Source organism: Nocardia ninae NBRC 108245, assembly GCF_007990755.1.
Taxonomy (GTDB): Bacteria; Actinomycetota; Actinomycetes; order Mycobacteriales; family Mycobacteriaceae; genus Nocardia; species Nocardia ninae.
The window spans coordinates 1-19524 of record NZ_BJXA01000043.1 but is presented as its reverse complement, the minus strand read 5'-3'; the positions used below and the strand labels follow the sequence as shown (position 1 = coordinate 19524).

Sequence of the window (19524 nt, the reverse complement as noted above, 5' to 3'; positions counted from 1 at the left end):
ATATTGACCGTCTCGTTTGGGTGATGTGACGATCTGCCGATGGCGGAGCTGTATGACCGATTGGCGCCCAGACTCCCGGAAATGGCCCGCAAGGTAGTCAGCCGGTGCGCGGTCGAAGTGCCTTTTTACCGCGACCTGCCCGCCGAGACGCTCGCGGGTCCGGTCACCGAATCGGTGACAGCGGCCTTGGGCGTTTTGCTGAGGCTGCTGCGCGACAAGGACACTATGCACGCCGACGAGCTGACGCGGCTGGTGGAGCTGTCCGGGCGCCGTGCCCTCGACCATGTCCCCCTGGAAGCGGCTTTGGCGGCCTACCTGCTGGGCGCCAAAGTGTGGTGGCAGACCATCACTGAGCTGTCCGGCCCCGACGAGCTACCCGCCGCGGGCACCTTTCTGCTCGACGGCCTGGCGATCGCGATGCCCGGGGTCGTCCTGGCACACGTACAGGTCCAAGAGGATCTACGTAGCCAAGACCATCGGCTCCGCAACGAACTACTGGCGGCGCTGCTGCACGGACGCCCCCACCAGGTGATTGCCCAAGCCGCGCAGATCGAGGTGGCCGCACGCCACAGCGTCCTGGTCTTCCACCTCGCGACGCGGCGGCCGGATCGGCTGGTGCAATCGGCGTTGGACGCCTTCGCCGGAACCCACGTGCTGACCGACCACACCGAGGGCTTGGCACTGCTGCCCGCCCGCGTTGACATCGGTGCGTTGATCACCCACCTGCGGCAGGCGCTGTCGACCACCGTGCTCGCTGCCGCCGCCACCGCGGCCACCGCCGAGCTGCCCGCCGCGGCCGCCGAGGCACGCGAGGTCATGGCACTGCTCACCAGACTCGGCCGCCGAGAAGGCTTGTACTGGTTCGATGACGTCCTGGTCGAATACCAGCTCGCCCGCCCCGGCGCCGGACTCGAGCGTCTGGCCGCCAAGCTCGAGCCGCTCGTGCAGCACCCGCATCTGATGGACACTCTGCGCGCGTTCGTCCGCACCGGTTACAACCGTCGCCAGACCGCCCTCGAGTTGTTCGTCCACCGCAATACCGTCGAATACCGCCTGCACCGCATCGCCGTGCTCACCGGTCTCGACCTGACCGAACCCGCGCACACCCGCATTCTGCAAGCCGCGCTCACGGCTGCGGACTTGCTACAACCGCGATCCTCCGAGGGACCACCCTCGCGCTGATCCACCTGCTGACCGGGGTCGATACAGAGTCTGTGTCGGGTGTTCGCCGGACAGACACAGCGAGGACCTGCGGCGAAACTGATCAGGTACGTACTTCGGTGCTGTCGGAGGCGATGTCGACGCAGTGCTGAGTCGCTGCGGTGCCGCCGCTCGCGTTCGACGCTGCGGAAGCCGAATTCTGTGGCACGACAGCCACACTCTTCCTCGGAGCCACTCAGGGCGAAGCCGGACAGGTCGGTATCCAGTACCGGGACCCGCGGAGTTGGTCAATGAGGTACCGCACTACTCGCGTGCACGTGGTCGTCACAGCGAAGACTTATAGCTACCGGGGGATTTCTCCCGGATTCGTTCAAGGAGATGGCCATGCCGCCCACCACCTCTCGTCTCGGGAACGTTCCCGGTGTTCGGGGCAGGCCGGGCACGGTGCGTCGGCTGCTCGGAGCGATGCTCGTGGTGGTGGTGGGGATACTCGGCGTGGTGCCCGCAGCCTTGGTGAGGGCGCAACCCGGTTCGGGAACGCCGTCAACGTTCGGCACCTTTACCCCAGTGCCACCGGCCGAGCTCACCGCACCGGGCACCGCCGAACGCGGCAGCCGGATCGTGGTCCGGGGCAAACGCTGGTGCTCGCCGGTGTCCATCACGCCGGACTGGTCGGAGTCGATGCGGGTGGACACCAGCGCGGAGGGTTCCTTCGAGGCCACTCTCGTCGTGCCCGCCCAAGCCGAACTCGGCAGGCATTCGATATCGGTTTCGTCGTGCCGCGCAACCGAGGTCACGCCCTCGACCAAAGCCACGGTTGTAGTCACGGTGGTGCCGGCGAAGGTCGTCACCACCACAACCAGCCCTATCACCACGACAACAAGGCCCAAGATCTCCGCGCCGGCGATCGATGACGTGGAGACGACGGTGACGGAAACGCAGACCCCGAGCGCGCAAACCGCAGGGGACGAGTCCGAGCTGGGCGGCGCCGGTATCGGACTCGTTGCCATCGGACTTCTGGCCGCTGCCGGTGTGGCCGTCGTTGCCGGTAAGCGCAGGCTCGTCCATCCTGCCGATCCGGCCCCGGACCGTGACCCGCCTCCACAGCGGGTCCGCGTCCACGTCGTCGCGGATCCGGCCCCGTCGACCCGCATACATGTGATCACCCGAGTTCCGGAGGTCAGTGTCCGGATCACGGTCGGTGCACCGCGGCTGAGTATCAAGGAGTTTCCCGCATGACGTATCCGGATTCGATCTCGGCGCGGGTGGTGTTGTTCCAGGGCGCCGCGCGTTCGGTCGGGGTGGGTGAGCTGGTCCAAGTACTGCGCGAGAGAGGAGTCGGCGCCCACGCGTTGCACGGTGTGGCAGTCGTGACCGAGCAGCTGCGCGCGAACGTGCTGGAGGAGATTGCTGCGGCGATCGCCGGGCTGCTCGACGTCGACCTCGGTGATGTCGCGCTCGCCGGATGGGCTCGATACAACCGCCTGCGTGAGGCGGCGATCCGCACCGACCCGCACGGAATCGAGCAGGTCGAGCTCGTCACACACGAGATCACTCACGGCTACCAGCCGCGCCTCGAAATCATCGTCGACGCGGTCCCGATCGCGGAAATCGTGCTCGAGGTTGCCATTACGCTGCTGCTGCAACCACTGACTGCCACGGTGCGCAGCGGCGCGCTCGTCGCATTGGGCCAAGGCGAGTGCACCGCTACGGTTTCGGTGGGCGTGAAGCAGGTCGGCCAAATCCTCGAACGTGAACGCATTCTCGTCGCGGCACACATGATAGATCTGCGTCGCCCGATTCCACTGCTCGGCAGACCCGGCACCCCGCCCACGGCACCAGAGAGCGGCGGGCGGCGTGCTCGTACGTCTTTATGAGAGCGGCTTCAGCTGTTCTTGAAGGGGTTGAGGGTCCTTCCGGCGAGGTAGCCCAGGCGGATGGGCAGGGGCTTCATGGCGGCGGCGGAGATCTTGTTGACGGTGCCGGGGATGCACACGGGTCGGCCTTTCATCACGGCTGTCCAGCCCTCGGTGACGACGGCGTCGGGCTGCTGCCAGAGGATGCGGGGCAGGTGGTCGGCTTTGTCGCGAGTGCCCATCACATCGTGGAACTCGGTGTGGGTGAAGCCGGGGCACAGGGCGGTGACGTGGATGCCGTGGGGTTTGAGCTCCATGTCGAGGGCTTGTGAGATGTTGAGGACGTAGGACTTGATGCCGGTGTAGAGCAGGCTGGCTGCGGGTGGCGCGAACGCGGCGATCGAGGACAGGTTGATGATGCGGCCCCAGCGGCGTTTCTTCATACCCGGGACGACCAGGTGGGCGAGTTCGGTCTGGGCGGTCACCATCAGCTGGATCTCCCTGGCCAAGACCTCCCACGGGGTGTCGGCGAAGGGGGTTTTGCCCGACAGTCCCGCGTTGTTGATCAGGATGTCGATGTCCAGGCCCAGCTGGTCGGCGTGGTCCAGGATCGCGGTGGGTGCGGCGGGGTCGGTGAGGTCGGCAGCGAACACCTCACAGCGCACATCGTGCCGTTCGGTCAGCTGCGCGGCGAGTTCCCGGAGGCGGTCGCCGCGGCGGGCGACCAACAGCAGCTGATAGCCGCTTGCGGCCAGGTGGTGGGCGAACGCCGCGCCGATGCCGGCGGAGGCGCCGGTGATCAGCGCGGTGCGGGGGGATGTGGTCATGGTTCCTTCGCTCAGGTGCGGATCAATAGGTGAGCGGCGTCAGGCAGGTAGGCCGGGCAGCTCGCGGGGGCCGGGCGTGAAGGCGGGCCGGGCTCTGCCGATGTCGCCGCGGTACGGGCCGACCGGGCCGGTCAGCAGGAAGGGGCGGGCGACCCGGCGCTGCGCGTCGGTGAATCCCCAGGTGCCCATGCCCAGGTAGACGCCGGGCGCGGCACGTCGCACCTCGTCCACCATGTGGATCGACCCGCACACCGAGGTGTACGCGCGATAGATGAGCGTGTAGGCCGGAGCGCCGTCGTAGCGGGACGGCGCCAACAGCGTGCGCATCGGATGGCGCTGCCGGACCCGGCCGAACGCGCCGAAAGTGTTGTAGCCGCGCCCGCCGTTCTCATCGACGGGCCGGAATGCCTTGCACAGCCACGGCCCCAGCGGGTTGGCCAGGGCCACCTTCGCGGTCACCACGGCGAACAGATTCGGCTGCGCCAGCATAGTGGCGGTGTACTCGCCGTCGATCTCGGCGATGGTGGGAGCTTCCAGCGTGGTGAACAGGGCGAGCAGGCCGCTGGTGTCGAGCCGGCGCAGCTCGGCGGCCGCGTTGTCGGTGTCCATGGAACCAGCCTCGTCTCATTGTCTCTTGAACGTCGCTCAAGAAGCGTAGCGTCTTCTTGAGCGACGCTCAAGATAAGGTGGTGAGGTGCCAAAGAATCGACGCCCGCAGAACCGCGAGGAGAAGCGCGAGGAGATCATCGCTGCCGCGCAACGCCTGCTCATCGACGACGGCTTCGAGTCCGCGTCCACGAGCCGGATCGCCAAAAGCGCAGGCGTCACCGTCAATACGATCTACTGGTACTTCCAAGACAAGGACGAGTTGCTCATCGCCGTCCTGGACCGCATCCTGGCCGACGCACTCGCCACCTACACGGAGATCGGCGCCCAGTCGTTGAACGACCGGCTGCTGTGGGTAGTCGACCAGCTCGAACAGCTGCACGGTCTCGTCAACACCGTGCACGCCCGCGCCGTCGCCTCTCCCGCCATCGACACCTGGCACACCGCGTTCCACCAGCTGGCCGACACGCTGTTCGCCGAGGACCTCCGCACGGCAGGCGTCCCCGAAACCGACCTCGCCGCCATGTCCGCCATCGGCACCTTCGTCATCGAAGGACTCCTCACCCACAAGCGCGACGACGCGGACAAGCGAGCGATCATCGACCTGCTCGTCCGCAGCCTCACCGCCGCCTCCGGTCGATCCGCGGCCGGAGAGTAGTTGAACAGATCGCCGAGAACGCCGAATATAGGGTCACCGCCGTAAAGCCCAGGAGCAGAAGCTGATTCGACCCGACATGCGGTCGGCGTATGCGGTCCGCGCTAGATGTAATGGGAAAAGTCTCTGCATCAGGGTGTGCGGTGTGTCCAATCCAGTGGTTCCGTGGTTTCGAATACGATGTCACTCGGCGACCGGTATCCGCCCCCGCTTGGCGGCAACTGTCGTTGGCAGGTGCGCCGGACCCATCCTTCTTCGACGCGGCAACGAACTTGATTCTGGATTGGTCAGAGGCCGTGACGGCCAGGTGAACCCATCTCTTGCAGACATCAACCAACGCTGTAGGGAGCAAAGCGATGCTGACTTCGAGGGGTATGCGGTGTGTGATTGCCGCGGCCGCATTAGCCGTATCTTCTTCCGCCGTGTGCCACGCCGACGAGGGCTCGGATGGAAACACGTATGAGTGCGAGAAGGTCATAGCGCGGGACGTGGGGAAGGAGCGGCGCCAGCACATCGACCCCACGGAAAGAGGGACTTTTTATTACACGGAAGTAGTCATCGTCAATGCCGTTGGCTCCACCTGCAAGCCCCTCGGCTCGGCTCCCAGCACCGGCCCCGCAGGCCTCGCTTTGATCACCACAAAAGATGGGGAATTGGTGAAGGGGGAAAAGAAGTACAAAGGCAGGATGGACCTGCTGTGCTGGTCTGTGGATGCCGGAGACGGGAGCGGGATCGTCACAGGGGAAAGATGTGCAGCATACTGACTTCATCGTGGCGTCGAATATTCGCCTGTTGGTGTGTCCTTGTGGGTCAAGCGATTTGGCGTGCCGGGCAGAGATCGTGCGGCAGTCGGCTCGCCAGCTCTCCGGCGTAGCGGTGCTCGGTGTTCCGGTCGGCAAGGACGGTGCCGTCGCGGACTACGGGGGATCGATGCCGTCCTGGCGGAGTGCATTGGTACGGAGTGGGGCGGCCTGTCCGAACCGGCACCTGAACGGGATGAATGGTGAACTGCTGCAACCGTTGTCGGGATGGGGCGATGGCCGGTAGGTGAACTCATTGCAATTCGGGGCGGGTGGGGTGGCGAGGCCACAGGCTGATCCGGCATCGTGGATTGCGGTGCTTCGTGCTGCGGAAGATGTGGCTGGTGGCAGTGAAATATGTTGCGGGACTGTAGGTTTTTCTGACTGCGTCGGCGTGGGCGCCGGTAGTCGGCTATGAGCGGGAGCGAGTCGTGGGGGCGCACCGGGCGCGGCGCGTTCCTCGGCGCGGGGGCGGGCGTGGTCGGCTCGGCGGCCGGAAATGTGGCCGTCGGCGCCGTGACCGGGGATTGGTCGTCGTTCGTGTCACCCGCGGGCTGGGTCGGTAGTGTCGTGCGTGGCGGGCTGGTCGGCGGCGCACGCGGGGGTTTTGCGAAGTCGAGCCCCATCTCCAGATCGGATGTGCGGTATCCGCTGTGGATACACGAACCCGGCGCGCCCCGGACGCCACCGTCCGACGCGGCCAGTCGCGGCGGCACGTCGGTGCACAGCGGCTCGCCCCGATCTCCGGGGCGTTCCTCGATCGAGTTGCGGTCGGTGCACGGAGATCGCAACTCGACGCACGGGGTTCGGGGGTGTCGAATGGTCGAGGCGGAGAGGGTAGTTCGCGCGGGCACGGGGGAGACGGCTCGTCAGTTCACAGTGCCTCGGATAGCTCTTACGGCGGATCGAGGAGCAACCACGCGGGTTCCCCGCGCGGAGCCGGTCCAGCGCCGTCGACGATAGGGAGCGGAAGTTCTTCGCGCGGAACCGGTTCGGATTCCCGCCAGCCTGTCTCGAGTACGCGCTCGGGGGACGGAACGAACACCGGCAGCAGCGATACCGGCAGCCACGGCACCCTCGCCAGCGACGGACGGTCGTTCCACACCGCGCGGGAGCCCTCGTTACATACAGCGCAGGAGTGACACGGAACCCAGTCGTTGCACGGATCCACCAGTGACGCAGGGGCATCGGGTTCGAATCGCAACGGCTTCGTACCGCCCACCTCATAGCAATCGTCGGTCGACGGCGGATGGCGGCCGCCCGGCGGCCACGGGTCCGTCGTGGACGGAGTCGCGCCGGTCGCTTCGCCAACGCCCGGCTCTTTCGTCGGAGGTTCTTCGATCACCCACCCGCCACCGGGCGGCACCGGCTCCACTCACCCCGGCGCAAGCTCGAAGGCCACTGGCTCGCAAGGAAATCCGGGACGTACCCCAGCGGAACCCTTCCTCGGTCCCGGCAAAGACATGAAGGCCAAGACCCGCCCGAAATTACTTCCGCACTGGGAGCCGCTGCCGGGAGCGTTCGACGTCCCGGACGCGCCGGCAGCCTCGGTGTGGGTGCTGGAGCAATCCGACGATGCCGGCGCGCCGGATGAGAGCACAACGCGCACCGGCGTGGACGCGCCCTTCACGCTGAACAACCGTTGACAGCACGAGCAGAGGGGACTCAGACGAATGGCACGCAAGGTAGAGGTCGACACGAACCAACTGCGGCACGCCGCGACCGGCTGCGATCACATCCATGACACCATCGCCCGCACGCTGGGCACCCTACGCGCAACGGTGAACGGCAGCGGAACCCCCTGGGGGAACGACAATTTCGGCAACAAGTTCGCCCAGGGCCCAAGGGTTACCTGCTCGCCCGCGAAAACCTGCTCGCCGCCGCCGACCAGATGGCTACCACATTCGGCGAGTACGGCAAGGGCCAGCGCGACGCCGCCGACAAGATGATGCGATGGAGGACGGCAACACGAACGGCCGCCGCTGACTGAAAGTGCCGAATCTCAGCGATTCGACAAGGCGACCTCCCACGCCGCCTCGATCATCCGGAACATCTCGTCCAACGCGGCGTCCGGGTCGGCGGCCGCGCGGGCCAGCGCGTACGCGTCGATCACGAACCTTGCGATAGCCCGGCAGTGCGTCGTCGTCGGCGGCAGGTCGAGGTCGGCAGCGATGGCGGTGGCCAGCGAGTCCGCGTAGCGCAACCGCATGGACTCCTCGTACTGCCGCAGCGCGGGCGATCGGTCGATCATGTCCCAGAGCGGGCCGGCTTCGTCGGACGCGCAGTGCCGCACGATGGCATGGATTTCGCGGTGCAGTGAAGGGATGAGTGGTTCATCGGGGGAGCGGTCGGTGACTGCCAGGGTGAGGCGTCGGTCGAAGTTCTCTTCTTGCTCGAAGACCAGGGCCTCTTTCGAGGCGAAGTGGGAGAAGAGGGTGGTAACGGCTACGTCGGCTTCCGCGGCGACATCGCGAATGCCGACCGCGTCGTAGCCGCGTTCCAGGAAAAGCCGCAGGGCGGTATCGGCGATCTTCTGGCGGGTCGCGGCCTTCTTGCGCTCGCGACGTCCGACGGTCGGCGCTGTCACGTGCTGATGCTATCAGGTGCGAATCGGTAACCGATTGAAATCACTAACCGTTGCAAAACACTAACGGATAGCGTTATGTTCGATGCATGAAAGCAGTGCGCTTCGCCGAGTACGGCGGCCCGGATGTCCTGGAACTGGTAGACGTGGCCGAACCCCATCCGGGGCCTGGTCAGATACGAATCGCCGTGCGTGCGGCGGGTGTGAATCCCCACGATTGGCGGGTCCGCGAGGGCCAGTTCCAGCGGATCAACCCGATCCACCTACCCGCGGGCGTCGGACAGGACGCCTCCGGCGTGGTGGACGAGGTCGGCATCGGAGTCAGCGGCGTCGCGGTCGGCGACTCCGTGCTCGGCCGCGGTTCGAACACCTACGCCGAGTTCGCCGTCCTCTCTTCGTGGACGCGCTTACCTCCGGGGCTGACCTTCGCCGAAGCCGCCGGGTACCCGTCGGTGGTCGAGACCGCGCTGCGGATCCTCCGTCTGGTCGGCGTCCAACCCGGCCAGACACTGCTGGTCAGTGGCGCGGCCGGCGGGGTCGGATCGGCGGTGTTGCAGATCGCCCGCGATCGAGGCATTGCAGTGATCGGCACCGCCGGCCCCGCCAACCAGGACTACGTGCGCAGCCTCGGCGCCCACGCCACCACCTACGGCCCGGGCTGGGTCGAGAGGGTACGTGAGCTCGGCCGCGTCGATGCCGCGCTGGATCTCAACGGGGCGGGCGTGATTCGCGGACTGCTCGACCTGACCGGTGACCCGGACAAGGTGATCACCATCGCCGACCTCGAAGCCCCCATGCTCGGCATCCGCTTCGCCGGCACCGGCGGCAACATGCCCGAGGCGCTCGCCGAAGCCGTCGACCTCATCACTCGAGACAAACTCCGCATTCCGGTCGCGCAGTCCTACCCGCTCGCCGAAGCCGCCGCCGCGCACGCGGACAGTCAGGCCGGACATACTCGCGGACGCCGAGTCCTGCTCCTCTGAGCCGACTCACGCAGTCGCACAGCCGGATTCGGCGTCAACTGCAGTGTCGTTGTATGTACGCCCCGACCAGTCAGTCCGGTGCGCGCGTACTGCTAACGCCGTAGGCGGAGTGCCGATCTGGGACCCGATGCTCGCCGCGTTCTTCGATCGCCACCTGCGCGACGGCGACGGCTCGGCCACCCCATTGCCGACCGGTACCTGGCCGGACCAGGCCGCCCCGCGCGGCGACATGCAGGCAGACAACAGCGGCGACAGCAAGGGCCGGGTAGGGGTGAGCGGTCCGCACCCGGAGGCCGACGAATCCTGGTACGCGGACAAAGGTTTGCGCAATCCCGACGGCGTCCGCCTCGACCTGGCCTACGAATTGATCGAGGCGATCACCGCGCGGTAGTTGCACCTGGCCTGAATTCGCGTCGGGCAGCGTGTTCACAGTGGTGCTGTACGGCGGTCGATGACGCTGTTGCTGAGTAGGTGCAGGACGTTGACGGTAAATATCGCCGGGACGACGACAGCGACCGTTCCGGGAAACTGTTGCTCGATTAAGAGGCCCAGAATGATCGCTGTGATGCCGTTCTGCTGTGCGAACGACAGATGTAGTTGGTCTTGCCTGTTGAGCCGAATGGTCAGCAGCCAGCCGATCAGAACCTGTGACCCGAATGCTGCGATGCCGAGCAGGACTCCGTGCATTATGGACACGCCGTCGACGAGAATCAACCCGGACGCGAAGGCAGACAGCATCAGTGCCAGATTCACTGCCGCTGGGATAAAACGTCCGATATCGGGACGATAGAACAACCCGATCAGCGCGAATCCGAGCATCCAGCGACCCCAGACGGCGACCGCCCCGAGTACCGCGAGCAAACTTGTGCGTATGGTCTCGGGACGGGCGGCAGCGAATTTCCACAGCAGTAAACCCGCACCTGCGAATACTATGTTCGTCAAGGTGGTGAGAATGTAGCCGGACGCCCCATACCACGACGATCCCGCACCGTCGACGACCTCGACACCGGCGGCCTGTGCGACGATCGGAGTTATGAACAGGGCCAGTATGACGGTCATGGGGTCGTCGAATGATGCCCAGGCGGCAAGGATGGTCTTGGCGCGTGGCGACAGCCGAGGGTCGTCGAGTATCGAGGCGACAGATAACGGATCTATTTGGGCTACCACAACACCCAGTGCGAGATATCTGATGTCCGCAGTCAGCAACCATATGGTAGCCCCGATCAACGCCGATTTCAGCAGTACACCGACAGTGACGACAGCCAGAATCAGCCGTATCTCTTCGCGTGCCTTCGCGAGATCGATGCCGTATGTACTGCCGTAGAGGCCGATAGCGAGCAATACGAGTACGCTCACTCCGTATACGGGATTGCTATCGGCATGCTCCCAGTTGAGGATGCGTGCGAGCGAGTATCCGGCGAGGGTTACGCCGAGGAGCAAAAGGAGCCGAACGGTCTGTTTGGTCATCACTCGTCTCGCTGCTCGACGACCTCCTCCAGTTCAACAATCGGATGAAGTCCCATGTCGGTTCGGATCGTATCGACTAGCCGTCGCAGTTTTGCATCGGTGACGTTGACCTTCCGCTGTGCGAGCGTCACCCCGATGAGGTGCTGGTCTTCGGCGATCCGATGATAGTATATTGCACCCATCTCCACGTCGAATACCAGACGGATGAGTACGCCGCTCTCGACGTCTCGCAGATTCGAGTTCCACTGATAGGTCAGGTAGCCGAAGCGGCGACCGATCTTTTCGTATTCGTCACGCCGCATCGACGGCGTCGAGCGCCGAAAGTAGAGAGCGAGCTGGGGATGAGCCAGTACATCGATGCGGAATTGGAGCTCGTTATCTCGATACAATGCGATGTAATGAAGATCGGCGACATCGAGCTGCGCGAGGCATCTCTCGTGCACGAGCCGTGAAGTCTTTTCGGCCCCTCGGGTGAAGCGAGTTGTTACACTTGGGGATTTTTCGGCAGCATGGTCATTCATGGTGTTTCCTGGTCTGCAGCGATCGGGAGACTATTTTGGCAAGTTGCGCTCCAATCAATCGGCGAATATGCGAACTTCCCAATATTGCACCTGATCCGGCCAACGAGACGAGCGCGGCAGTCGACGAAATTTCGTCCGGCTCGGCATTGCGCAGCACCAGAGAGATAGCGATGATGAGATAAATGAACAGGGCAACCCGCTCGCCTCGTACCAGATCGGGTGACAGATTGTTGGAGGAGAACTGCTTCATCGGTAACCTGTAAACCGAGCCTGTCGACAGATCTCGGTCGAAATGGCCGAGCGCGCTTGAAAGGTGGTTCAAAAACAGCGATTCCGGGTTCGGCAGATGGCCGACCAGCGTACGCCGCGCCGTCTCGATGTCGAAAGGTACCGTCGCAAGACATGGTGAGCGAAACAATGTTGACCGAGCCAATGCTGTCGGATCCTCGAAGGCCTTGTTGACGATGAATCCGCCAAGCTTGCCCAGGAGTTGTTGGCGAGCGAGCACATCGACCAGATGTCGGCTGCTCTGCACCGAGGAGATATCAGGCTCGACAACCAGAATGATCTCTTCAACGCGACGGCAGATCGCCAGGGTGTCGTTGTCGAACCCGCCCCGGCAGTCGACGAGCGTCCAACGTCCCAGCTCCGCGAGGCGTTTGGTCATCACACCGAGAAGTTGTGTGAGCTGGTCTTCAGTGAACTCTTCGATCAGGCTCTCGTGGAGACCAACGGACAGGTAAGCCCAGCGTGTCCGCGCGAGGTCGGTGTCGTCGAGAGGTCGCAACAGGCGCCATATTGCGGACATGTCTTCCTCGGCCGTGACAGAGCGCGCGAAGTCGAGGAACCCATTGGTATCGCTGTGGGTACCGCGGTCGAGCGCATACGACAGTCCCGCTGTTACCGGATCGCCGTCGGCCAGCACCACCGGCGCCAGGTCCGGCGGAATTCTGCTCGCGAGCAGTTGCGCGAGTCCTATGGTGATCAGTGTTTTGCCTGCGCCACCCTTACCTGAGACCACAGCGATCGAACGAGGGTGTTTCAGCTCGTCTTGCGTAGCGGATGTCATATCCGGCGGCCATTCTTGTTCTTCTTGACCGAACGTTCCAGGTTCTTGACGGAACGTTCCAGTTCGCTGATTCGGTCGGCATGTTCACGCGCCAGCTGGTGCGGCCTCTGCAGCAGGGTGGCCACCCGGACGCATCCGAAGAGCGCCGCGGACAGCAGGAGGGCGATGAACGCGCTGAATATAAAGAGGGCATAGAATTGTCCCGGGTCGACGCCCCAGCGCTCGATAAAGAGGGTGTAGGCGGACTTCCCGCCGATCAGCGCCGTGGCGATGAACGTCAGGAGGCTTACCAAGAAGCCGAGCAGTACATCGACCCCGGTGATCTCGATCCGCACGCCTGGAACCCGCACGCGGAGCGACGCGGTAAATCGGTTGTGCTGGCCTGCATTTCCTGTAGCGGTATGGCCTGTGGTGGTGCCATTGTGGAATCCGAGAAGGTGCGACCAGAGCCACCCGGTGAGGATTACCGCGAGCACTGCCACCGTCAAGGAGAAGGCCAAGGTCACCGCTTCCACCGGCGCGGCGTTCGGGCTTGGCGTTGTCCTCCGTCGTGTCGGTATCGGCCGTTCTGAAGGCCATTTCTGGTCGCGCCGATGTGGTGCGTGTCTCGACAACGCCCACGGTTCACACCTCGAGTAGGCGATACCGCCTCCCATATGCTCCTCGCTTCTCAGAATTTCCCCTCTCATTATCTGCACAACACGGATGCTGCGGTGTCCGCTGAAGAACCGACAGCGGAGGACTGGATTCGTAACAGCATCCCGACCGGTATGGCTGAAAGCCGCGATAATCGTCTCGGGATTGATGGGGCCTTGATGGGCAGGCGGACCTGCTGGTGCCGCTGCGGTAGGCAACGGTGGGTACGTAGGTGCTGGCGGTGGATCCTCGACCCGCCGACGAAGTCTGGCCCTCGGTTCGCGGTTGGAACACTCGCCGTTGCCTGGACGCGCGGCGCTGGCGAGCCAGCCGCAGCCAGGTGCAACAGCTCGAACTCATCGGTACGGGGGCTGGCCGTAGGCTGCCGGCCGATTTAGAGATCGAGCACCCGAGCCGGTGTGGCCGCGGTGCGTGTGCCGCAGTTGTGGCGACCACCCGACGATAATTGGCCTGGCTACGTTGTTTGTGCTGGTGCGCTGTCCTCAACCAGTGGTGCCTTAACGAACTGGATTATTTACAGCCGCACAAGTCGTCGAGTTCGCCAATGATGGTATCGTCGGATGAATTCACCTCCGATGGCTGTGGAAAATCTCAAAAGAAACCGACCGGGCGATATCCATGCCCGTCTCTCTCAGCTATTCCTCAGGCGGTTCCGTTCTGGAGAACCTACACTCAACTACGTAGTTGACGTCGTAATGTGACCAGATTTATTGTTCATGAATGCTCGAAAGGGGCAATTTACTGTGAACCGCACCGCTGCATCTGTAAGAACCTTTCACCGTGCGCTGTCGACCTTGATCCTCGCCCTGGTACTTATATTCGGAGCGGTTGGAATTTCTCAAGTCGCTCAGGCTCCCTCGGCTCAAGCCGCACCTGCCGGATACTACGCTAAGAATTGCCTCGTAAAGTCTCCTGTCAGCGGCCGATGTGACGTTTGGGGTGCGCCCTACTGGATTAATGGGAACAAGCTTCCCGATGGTAAGCGAAATATATGGATTGACGCCTGCTTGTCCGGTGGCACAGTCGCGGCTGTGGTGGGAATGTTTGCGGGTCCTCAAGGGGTGATTTCTGGAATGTTCCTCGGCTGTGCACAGGGTCTCGCCGCAGCAGCGATGGTCTCGTAACTTCTTCAGCATCGAATCGCCTGGCCACCTCGACGCAAGTCCGCGATCGAGGTGGCCACAGGTCGCCCTGTAAGCAGGATTTCGAAGCAGAGCCCGGATCGCACTCCGCCGCCGTGGCGCACGGCCGCCACTCTGCGGGTTCGCGCTCGGCTATCGGCTAAATTCGGCCGCCGTCGATGACTCCGCTATGGTCACGTTCTCTCGCCATCCACCGATCAGATCAGTGAGCCGATATCGTGGGTGACGATCTTGTCGAGGGCGCGTTCGGCGACGGCGGCGATGGTCATGGAGGGGTTGCAGGCGGCGGTGTTGCCGGGCATCAGTGCGCCGTCGAGGACGTAGAGGCCGGGGTGGCCGTGGATTCGGCCTTCGAGGTCGCAAACTGCACCCATGCTTGCGCCGCCTAGTGGGTGCCAGGTGGTGGGGAAGAGGGTGTTGGTGTCGATGAGCGTGCTGTCGGGGCCGGCGATTTTGTGTACTGCCGGGCCGATGTGGTGGCGCTGGATGTGGTTGTCGCCGTTGGTGGGCCAGCGCAGAATCGCGTCGTCTCGGCTGGTGTCGTAGGTGAAGGTGCCGCGGCTTTCGCTGACGCCGTAGCCGACCAGCATGGTGCTGCGGGGGTCTAGGGAGAGTGGGGGGATGGAGGCTTGGATGACGGTGTGGGCGGTGTTCGGATCGGTCCAGTTGAGACTGCCAAAGACCACCGGGCCACCTTGTGGCGCACCGAATTCCGCAGACGGATCGGTCCAGACGTAGATTCGGTCGGCGTTGGAGCCCCAGTTCTGGCCGAGGGCGTCGGGTAGGTCGGGGATCAGGCCCTTGCCGCTTGCCCGCATCAGTAGTCGGGTGGTGTTCAGGCTGCCGGCGGCCATGATCAGGGCGCCGGTGGTCAGGACCTTGTGTTCGAGCACGGTGCCGATGGTGTCGAGGCGTTGCACGTGGACTTTCCAGCGTCCGTCGGCGGCCCGCTCGACATCGGTTACCTCGTGCAGGGTTTCGACTCGCGCCAGGCCGGTGGCTTCGGCGGCGGCGATGTAGGTGACGTCGACCGAGTGTTTGCCGCCGTTGTTGACGCCCATGGCACCGTCGCCGTTGGTGTAGGACGGCTTCATTTCTCCGCGCAGTTCGGCGAGAGCGAAATCCCAGTCGATGGGCATGGGAATCTTCGACAGCGGCAGGTCCGCGTTACGGACTCGGTCGGCGAATACCCTTGCGGCCCGGTAATTCTCGGAGGCGATCAGATCATCGGGTGCTTCGGCTAGGCCGAGCATCTTCGCGACCCTCGGGAAGTGGACTCGGTTCATCAGTGCCCAATCCAGCTCCTGCGGGAAATGGGTATTGAACACCGTCTCGGCGGGTTGCAGCGACATCCCTTGATAGACAAGGGAACCGCCGCCGACGCCGGCCCCGCACAGTGCGGTCATGTTCTCGCCGGGCACCGCCTCCACCAGGCCGGTGTAGGGGTCGAACACCATCGGCCGCCCGAAAACGTTGGGGCTGGAGCGATACCAGAGGAACCGCTTGTCCGGCGCCAGTGCCCGAGGGAACGTTTCGGCGTTCGGCCCGGTCGGCCAGCGCAGCCCGCGCTCGAGCACGGTCACGGGCACGCCCGCTTGGGCCAGCCGCAGCGCGCTGACGCCGCCGCCGAAGCCGGAGCCGACGATCACTACGCGGTGGTCCTCGTGGGTCAACGGAATGTGGTTCACCTGGGCGGCGGCGTGCGGCGCCCGGACCATGGCGGCGGCGCCGGTCGCGGCGAGACCGGTCAACAGTGACCGGCGCGAAATCGCTTTCATAACAATGCTTTCGGTGGTAATCGTCGGTCGAAACCGCGCACTGAACCTCTACCCGGAGCGGATGAGGGCATGGCGAGGCACGAGCCGTTGATGGTGGCGTCGAAACCGAGCGCTGAATTGCTGCCCGGAGCGGATGAGGGCATGGCAAGACGCGAGCCGTTGCTGGCGGCTCGAAGGTCGGTCAGCGCCGATTCGTCAGCGGCGCAAGGTGATTCAGTCGATGGTGCAGCCGGCGACCGGTTTGCCGGCGAGGCGATCGAGCAGGTAGGTGATCGCATTGTCCGGCCCGAATCCGTCGATCATTTCGGGTCCGAAATGGTTGGGGATGGTGGCGCCGGAGAAGATCGGGGGCAGGTTGTTGGTGCGGAAGGTGACGGTGCCGCCCTTGGCGCACCAGTCTTCGGCGAGCCTGCGGGCCTGGTTGTAGGGGACGGTGTCGTCGTTGAGTCCGCTGGTGATCAGCACTGGGGTGGTCGGTGCGACGCTGCCCGCTCGGAGTTCGGCGAGTGCGGGGGCGGCCTCGGGGATGTCGTGCAGATGCTCGATGAGGGGGCGGCCGTCGATGGTCAGCGAGCTGGTTTTCAGGAATGGCTGCTTGACGATCACGTCGCCGATGCACTCGGTGCTGAGGGTGTGCAGCATGTCGCGCCCCGCGGGGCTGGTGACCCGGCCGACCGCTGCGTTCAGCTCGGGGTAGCGGGCGAGCAGGCCGTTGATCGCGAATCCGATTGCGCCGCCGATCAATGCGCCGTCGATGCGCTCGAGGACGGCCGTCAGGTCGGCGACGGGTCCGCCGGCCCAGGTTCCTTTGAGGTTCAGCTCGGGTGCGTAAGAGGGGAGCAGTTCCGCGGCGCCGGCGGTGGCGCCGCCGCCTTGGGAGTAACCCCAGAAGACGAGCGGCGTTTCGGGTCCGACGCCGCCGAGGTTGTTGGCGGCACGGGCGCCGTCGAGGATCGCGTGGCCGCCTTCGATGCGATTGGCGAAGGTGTGCATGCCCGGCGTGCCGAGTCCGATGTAGTCGGTGACCAGAACCCTGGCGCCGAGTGCGCTCCACACGGCAGAAGAGGGCAGTTCTTGGTTGGCCGACAAGGAGACCGACGGGTCGGCGGAGAGGGTCACGCCGCTGGCGAAGGCCACCGACATGGCGCAGTGGTCGGCTTGACCCGCGGTGCCGGGGCCGATGACGACGGTGGGGCGCGGCCCCGCGCCGCGCCATGGGCCCGACGCCTCGATGTAGGTGCCGGTGATCGCGGTCGGCGTGCCGTCCTGCAGTCGGCTCGCATACATAACGTGCTGTGCCTGGACCGGCCAGCCTGCCGCGGTGGGCGGAGTCGCGAGGATGGTCATGGGTTCGGTCTTGATGATCGCGCCAGGGGTGGCCGGAATCTGCGCGGGCGGTGTGTAGAACGCACTCACCGGAGCGGCTGCCGCCTGCTGTGTATCGATGCCGACTCCGCCGATGGCGACGGCGCACGCCGCTGCCACCGCACCCGCTGCCACCCGAGACAGTGCCTTCGCCCGCGTGCGCAACCCGTGCTGCTCGTACATGTGATGACTCTCCGCTTCCTGCCCGGCAACGTCGCCGCCCTGAACTGAGTCGCGATAGCTATGACGTATGACTCGGGTCACGGCGGTGCGATGCCCGGAACAGTAACACGGTTACTGGTCGGTGGGGAACCGCCGGAAACTGTTGAAGTTCACGCCGACTCGGCGGCCCCCGGTCTCCGGATGCGGTCGCACCGTTGGTTCAGCTGCCGGGTTGCGGGCTCGGCAGGAAGGGCGCCGCGAGAGCCGGATTCACGCTCCAGCGCGGTGCGTCGTTGCCGGGAGCTGGGCCGGTCGCCGCGGCGGCATCTGCGCTGTTATCACTGGTCAGACGACGGACAGTGCGTTCGAGAATGGGCAATATCTCGGTGATTTCGAGACTGCCGTCGGCATACCGCCCGATCAGCGCGTAGGCCATATTGGCCAGGATCAACGCGACGTCCTCGAGGTAAGAGGGGTCGGCGCGCTCGAACAGCGGTGAGGCGACCGGCAAGATCGCGTTGATGCCTTGATTGTCGAGCCGGTGTCCGTTCTCGGTGGCCCGGGCCCGGTGGTAGGCCTCGAGCATCCGCGGATTGCGTTCCCACGGTTCGAAGACGTACCCCAGGACGCGCATCAATCCGTCATACAAACTTTCGTGCGCGGGCGGCTGTTCCATGCCCGCGTAGCTGTTGGTCGCCATCCAACGCTCGACGGCGGCGATCATCAACGCGTCGCGATCAGGGAAATGCTTGTAGACCGTGGCCAGGGAGACGTGTGCGCGACGGGCGACCTCCCTGAGTTGAACGGCGTCGTACCCCTCGGAGTCCAGCAGCTCGAGCACTACCTCGATGATGGCCTGCGCCGTGGAAATCGCCTTTGCTGCCACTCGCTTACGGTAGCGCCGGATCGGAGCTGCTTACCACTTCGGTCCGGCGGGTCGCCTGTACCGAACTGCGCCTCCCGTTCGGCGCGCTGAGTTCGCGGGCGCCGCATAAGGTTCGGCGTCGGTACCGATCAGGCCCGGCGCTCGCGGCCGGCGTAGTGGTTCTCGGCGTACCACTCGCCGCGGCCTGCGGGTAGCAGATCGAGGATGTTCCACACCGGGGACAGCAGATCGATGCCGCGTTGGGTGTCGTCGTGGAAGTTCGCGGGCAGTGTGTAAAAGTGCCGCACCCCGTCGTCCTCGGCGGTGAAGACGCTGATCATCGGTCGCTGATCACCGTTGGGCCGTTCGGCGTTCAGATCGGCGTTGAAGGTGGTGTCGTGGCTGGAGAGGATGCGCAGCCCGTCCCATCCGCGCCGCAGGGCCCACTCGCGCAGCTTCGGCAGCGGCGCCTTGGCGATGACGGCGAAGCTGGTGCGCTGGCCCAAATGATGGGCGACGCCCTGGAATCCGTCGACCCACAGCGAGCACATCGGGCAGGCTTCGTCGTCGTTCGGATGGAACATCAGGTGGTAAACGACCAGGGTTTCGTGCTGCCCGAACAGCTCTCGCAGTGTCGTGGTCCGGATCGGTTCCGGCTGGCCGAGGTCGGCCGGGCCCTCGGCGAAGGAGTAGTCGTCGACGAGGAGCCCCGGGGGTACACGTCGGCGCGCGGCGGCCACGTCCTCGATCTGATCGCGCAGCGTGCGCTCGGCTTTCGCCAGTTCGATACGGGCCGTGATGTATTCGTCGCTCGCGCCCTCGGGCCACATCGGCTCCATCGTTGCGGCATCCACTTCGCCCATGACGGGTTGATCTCCTTTGGTTTCGGATAGTGAACCTGCCGCTGGTCACGGTAGAGCACGGGCGTCAAGTGTGCGAGAGAACCGCGAACTCGGGGTTGCCTCTGCCATGTTCACAGTTACTATAGGTTTATATACCTACCTGCACGGTGGTGAGGAGCGCGGC

20 protein-coding genes are annotated in these 19524 nt (G+C 64.7%); 9 read left to right on the top strand and 11 right to left on the bottom strand.

Annotated features, from left to right (window positions below; translation table 11 throughout):
• Nucleotides 1-39: 39 nt before the first annotated feature.
• The 3 genes from NN4_RS26855 to NN4_RS26845 all read left to right on the top strand — a co-directional run bounded on the left by NN4_RS26855 (nucleotide 40) and on the right by NN4_RS26845 (nucleotide 3038).
• The gene (locus NN4_RS26855; protein WP_147137081.1) at nucleotides 40-1182 is read left to right on the top strand and encodes a PucR family transcriptional regulator; all 1143 of its coding nucleotides are present in this window, start codon (nucleotides 40-42) and stop codon (nucleotides 1180-1182) included.
• A 363-nt stretch (nucleotides 1183-1545) separates the two neighbouring features.
• A complete protein-coding gene (locus tag NN4_RS26850; RefSeq protein ID WP_147137078.1) occupies nucleotides 1546-2400 on the top strand; it encodes a hypothetical protein in 855 nt (284 codons plus the stop codon).
• Nucleotides 2397-3038, top strand: coding sequence for a hypothetical protein (locus NN4_RS26845; RefSeq protein WP_147137075.1), 642 nt, complete (start codon nucleotides 2397-2399; stop codon nucleotides 3036-3038). The genes NN4_RS26850 and NN4_RS26845 overlap by 4 nt, the downstream gene beginning before the upstream one ends.
• Before the next feature lie 8 nt (nucleotides 3039-3046).
• Here NN4_RS26845 and NN4_RS26840 read toward each other — a convergent pair whose 3' ends face one another.
• Both NN4_RS26840 and NN4_RS26835 read right to left on the bottom strand, forming a co-directional pair.
• Complete coding sequence (locus NN4_RS26840; RefSeq protein WP_147137072.1) at nucleotides 3047-3844, bottom strand: SDR family NAD(P)-dependent oxidoreductase; 798 nt, start codon at nucleotides 3842-3844, stop codon at nucleotides 3047-3049.
• Between the two features lie 39 nt (nucleotides 3845-3883).
• Nucleotides 3884-4453, bottom strand: coding sequence for a hypothetical protein (locus NN4_RS26835; RefSeq protein ID WP_147137069.1), 570 nt, complete (start codon nucleotides 4451-4453; stop codon nucleotides 3884-3886).
• 85 nt (nucleotides 4454-4538) lie between these two features.
• Between NN4_RS26835 and NN4_RS26830 the strand changes: the two genes are divergently transcribed.
• The 4 genes from NN4_RS26830 (at nucleotide 4539) to NN4_RS26815 (ending at nucleotide 7854) form a co-directional block, all read left to right on the top strand.
• Nucleotides 4539-5108, top strand: coding sequence for a TetR/AcrR family transcriptional regulator (locus tag NN4_RS26830; RefSeq protein ID WP_147137067.1), 570 nt, complete (start codon nucleotides 4539-4541; stop codon nucleotides 5106-5108).
• A 353-nt stretch (nucleotides 5109-5461) separates the two neighbouring features.
• A complete protein-coding gene (locus tag NN4_RS26825; RefSeq protein ID WP_147137064.1) occupies nucleotides 5462-5869 on the top strand; it encodes a hypothetical protein in 408 nt (135 codons plus the stop codon).
• 1499 nt (nucleotides 5870-7368) lie between these two features.
• Nucleotides 7369-7551, top strand: coding sequence for a hypothetical protein (locus NN4_RS26820; RefSeq protein ID WP_147137061.1), 183 nt, complete (start codon nucleotides 7369-7371; stop codon nucleotides 7549-7551).
• Nucleotides 7552-7578: 27 nt separating this feature from the next.
• Nucleotides 7579-7854, top strand: coding sequence for a hypothetical protein (locus tag NN4_RS26815; protein ID WP_147137058.1), 276 nt, complete (start codon nucleotides 7579-7581; stop codon nucleotides 7852-7854).
• Nucleotides 7855-7907: 53 nt separating this feature from the next.
• Here NN4_RS26815 and NN4_RS26810 read toward each other — a convergent pair whose 3' ends face one another.
• Entirely contained in the window at nucleotides 7908-8492 is a 585-nt protein-coding gene (locus NN4_RS26810; protein ID WP_147137055.1) for a TetR/AcrR family transcriptional regulator, read from the bottom strand.
• Nucleotides 8493-8578: 86 nt separating this feature from the next.
• Between NN4_RS26810 and NN4_RS26805 the strand changes: the two genes are divergently transcribed.
• Nucleotides 8579-9472, top strand: a complete 894-nt coding sequence (locus tag NN4_RS26805; RefSeq protein WP_147137053.1) for an NADP-dependent oxidoreductase — start codon at nucleotides 8579-8581, stop codon at nucleotides 9470-9472.
• Between the two features lie 109 nt (nucleotides 9473-9581).
• Nucleotides 9582-9863: a hypothetical protein gene (locus tag NN4_RS26800; protein WP_147137048.1), complete on the top strand. Its 282-nt coding sequence runs from the start codon at nucleotides 9582-9584 to the stop codon at nucleotides 9861-9863.
• A 35-nt stretch (nucleotides 9864-9898) separates the two neighbouring features.
• Here NN4_RS26800 and NN4_RS26795 read toward each other — a convergent pair whose 3' ends face one another.
• The 8 genes from NN4_RS26795 to NN4_RS26760 all read right to left on the bottom strand — a co-directional run bounded on the left by NN4_RS26795 (nucleotide 9899) and on the right by NN4_RS26760 (nucleotide 19361).
• Nucleotides 9899-10939 (bottom strand): cation:proton antiporter, encoded by a 1041-nt coding sequence (locus tag NN4_RS26795; protein ID WP_147137043.1) that lies wholly within the window; start codon nucleotides 10937-10939, stop codon nucleotides 9899-9901.
• Complete coding sequence (locus NN4_RS26790) at nucleotides 10939-11460, bottom strand: hypothetical protein (protein WP_147137040.1); 522 nt, start codon at nucleotides 11458-11460, stop codon at nucleotides 10939-10941. Before NN4_RS26790 ends, NN4_RS26795 begins: the two co-directional genes overlap by 1 nt.
• Nucleotides 11453-12529 (bottom strand): nucleotide-binding protein, encoded by a 1077-nt coding sequence (locus NN4_RS26785; protein WP_147137037.1) that lies wholly within the window; start codon nucleotides 12527-12529, stop codon nucleotides 11453-11455. The genes NN4_RS26790 and NN4_RS26785 overlap by 8 nt, the downstream gene beginning before the upstream one ends.
• Nucleotides 12526-13044 (bottom strand): hypothetical protein, encoded by a 519-nt coding sequence (locus tag NN4_RS26780; protein WP_147137033.1) that lies wholly within the window; start codon nucleotides 13042-13044, stop codon nucleotides 12526-12528. The genes NN4_RS26785 and NN4_RS26780 overlap by 4 nt, the downstream gene beginning before the upstream one ends.
• Nucleotides 13045-14525: 1481 nt before the next feature.
• Nucleotides 14526-16106 (bottom strand): GMC oxidoreductase, encoded by a 1581-nt coding sequence (locus tag NN4_RS26775; RefSeq protein ID WP_147137031.1) that lies wholly within the window; start codon nucleotides 16104-16106, stop codon nucleotides 14526-14528.
• A 213-nt stretch (nucleotides 16107-16319) separates the two neighbouring features.
• On the bottom strand, nucleotides 16320-17654 hold the full coding sequence (locus tag NN4_RS26770) for a lipase family protein (RefSeq protein WP_147137028.1): 1335 nt from the start codon (nucleotides 17652-17654) through the stop codon (nucleotides 16320-16322).
• 199 nt (nucleotides 17655-17853) lie between these two features.
• Complete coding sequence (locus tag NN4_RS26765) at nucleotides 17854-18519, bottom strand: TetR/AcrR family transcriptional regulator (RefSeq protein WP_246181100.1); 666 nt, start codon at nucleotides 18517-18519, stop codon at nucleotides 17854-17856.
• A gap of 128 nt (nucleotides 18520-18647) precedes the next feature.
• Nucleotides 18648-19361 carry a DUF899 family protein gene (locus NN4_RS26760; RefSeq protein WP_147137025.1) on the bottom strand — a complete coding sequence of 238 codons (714 nt, stop codon included), beginning with the start codon at nucleotides 19359-19361 and terminating at the stop codon, nucleotides 18648-18650.
• Nucleotides 19362-19524 lie beyond the last annotated feature (163 nt).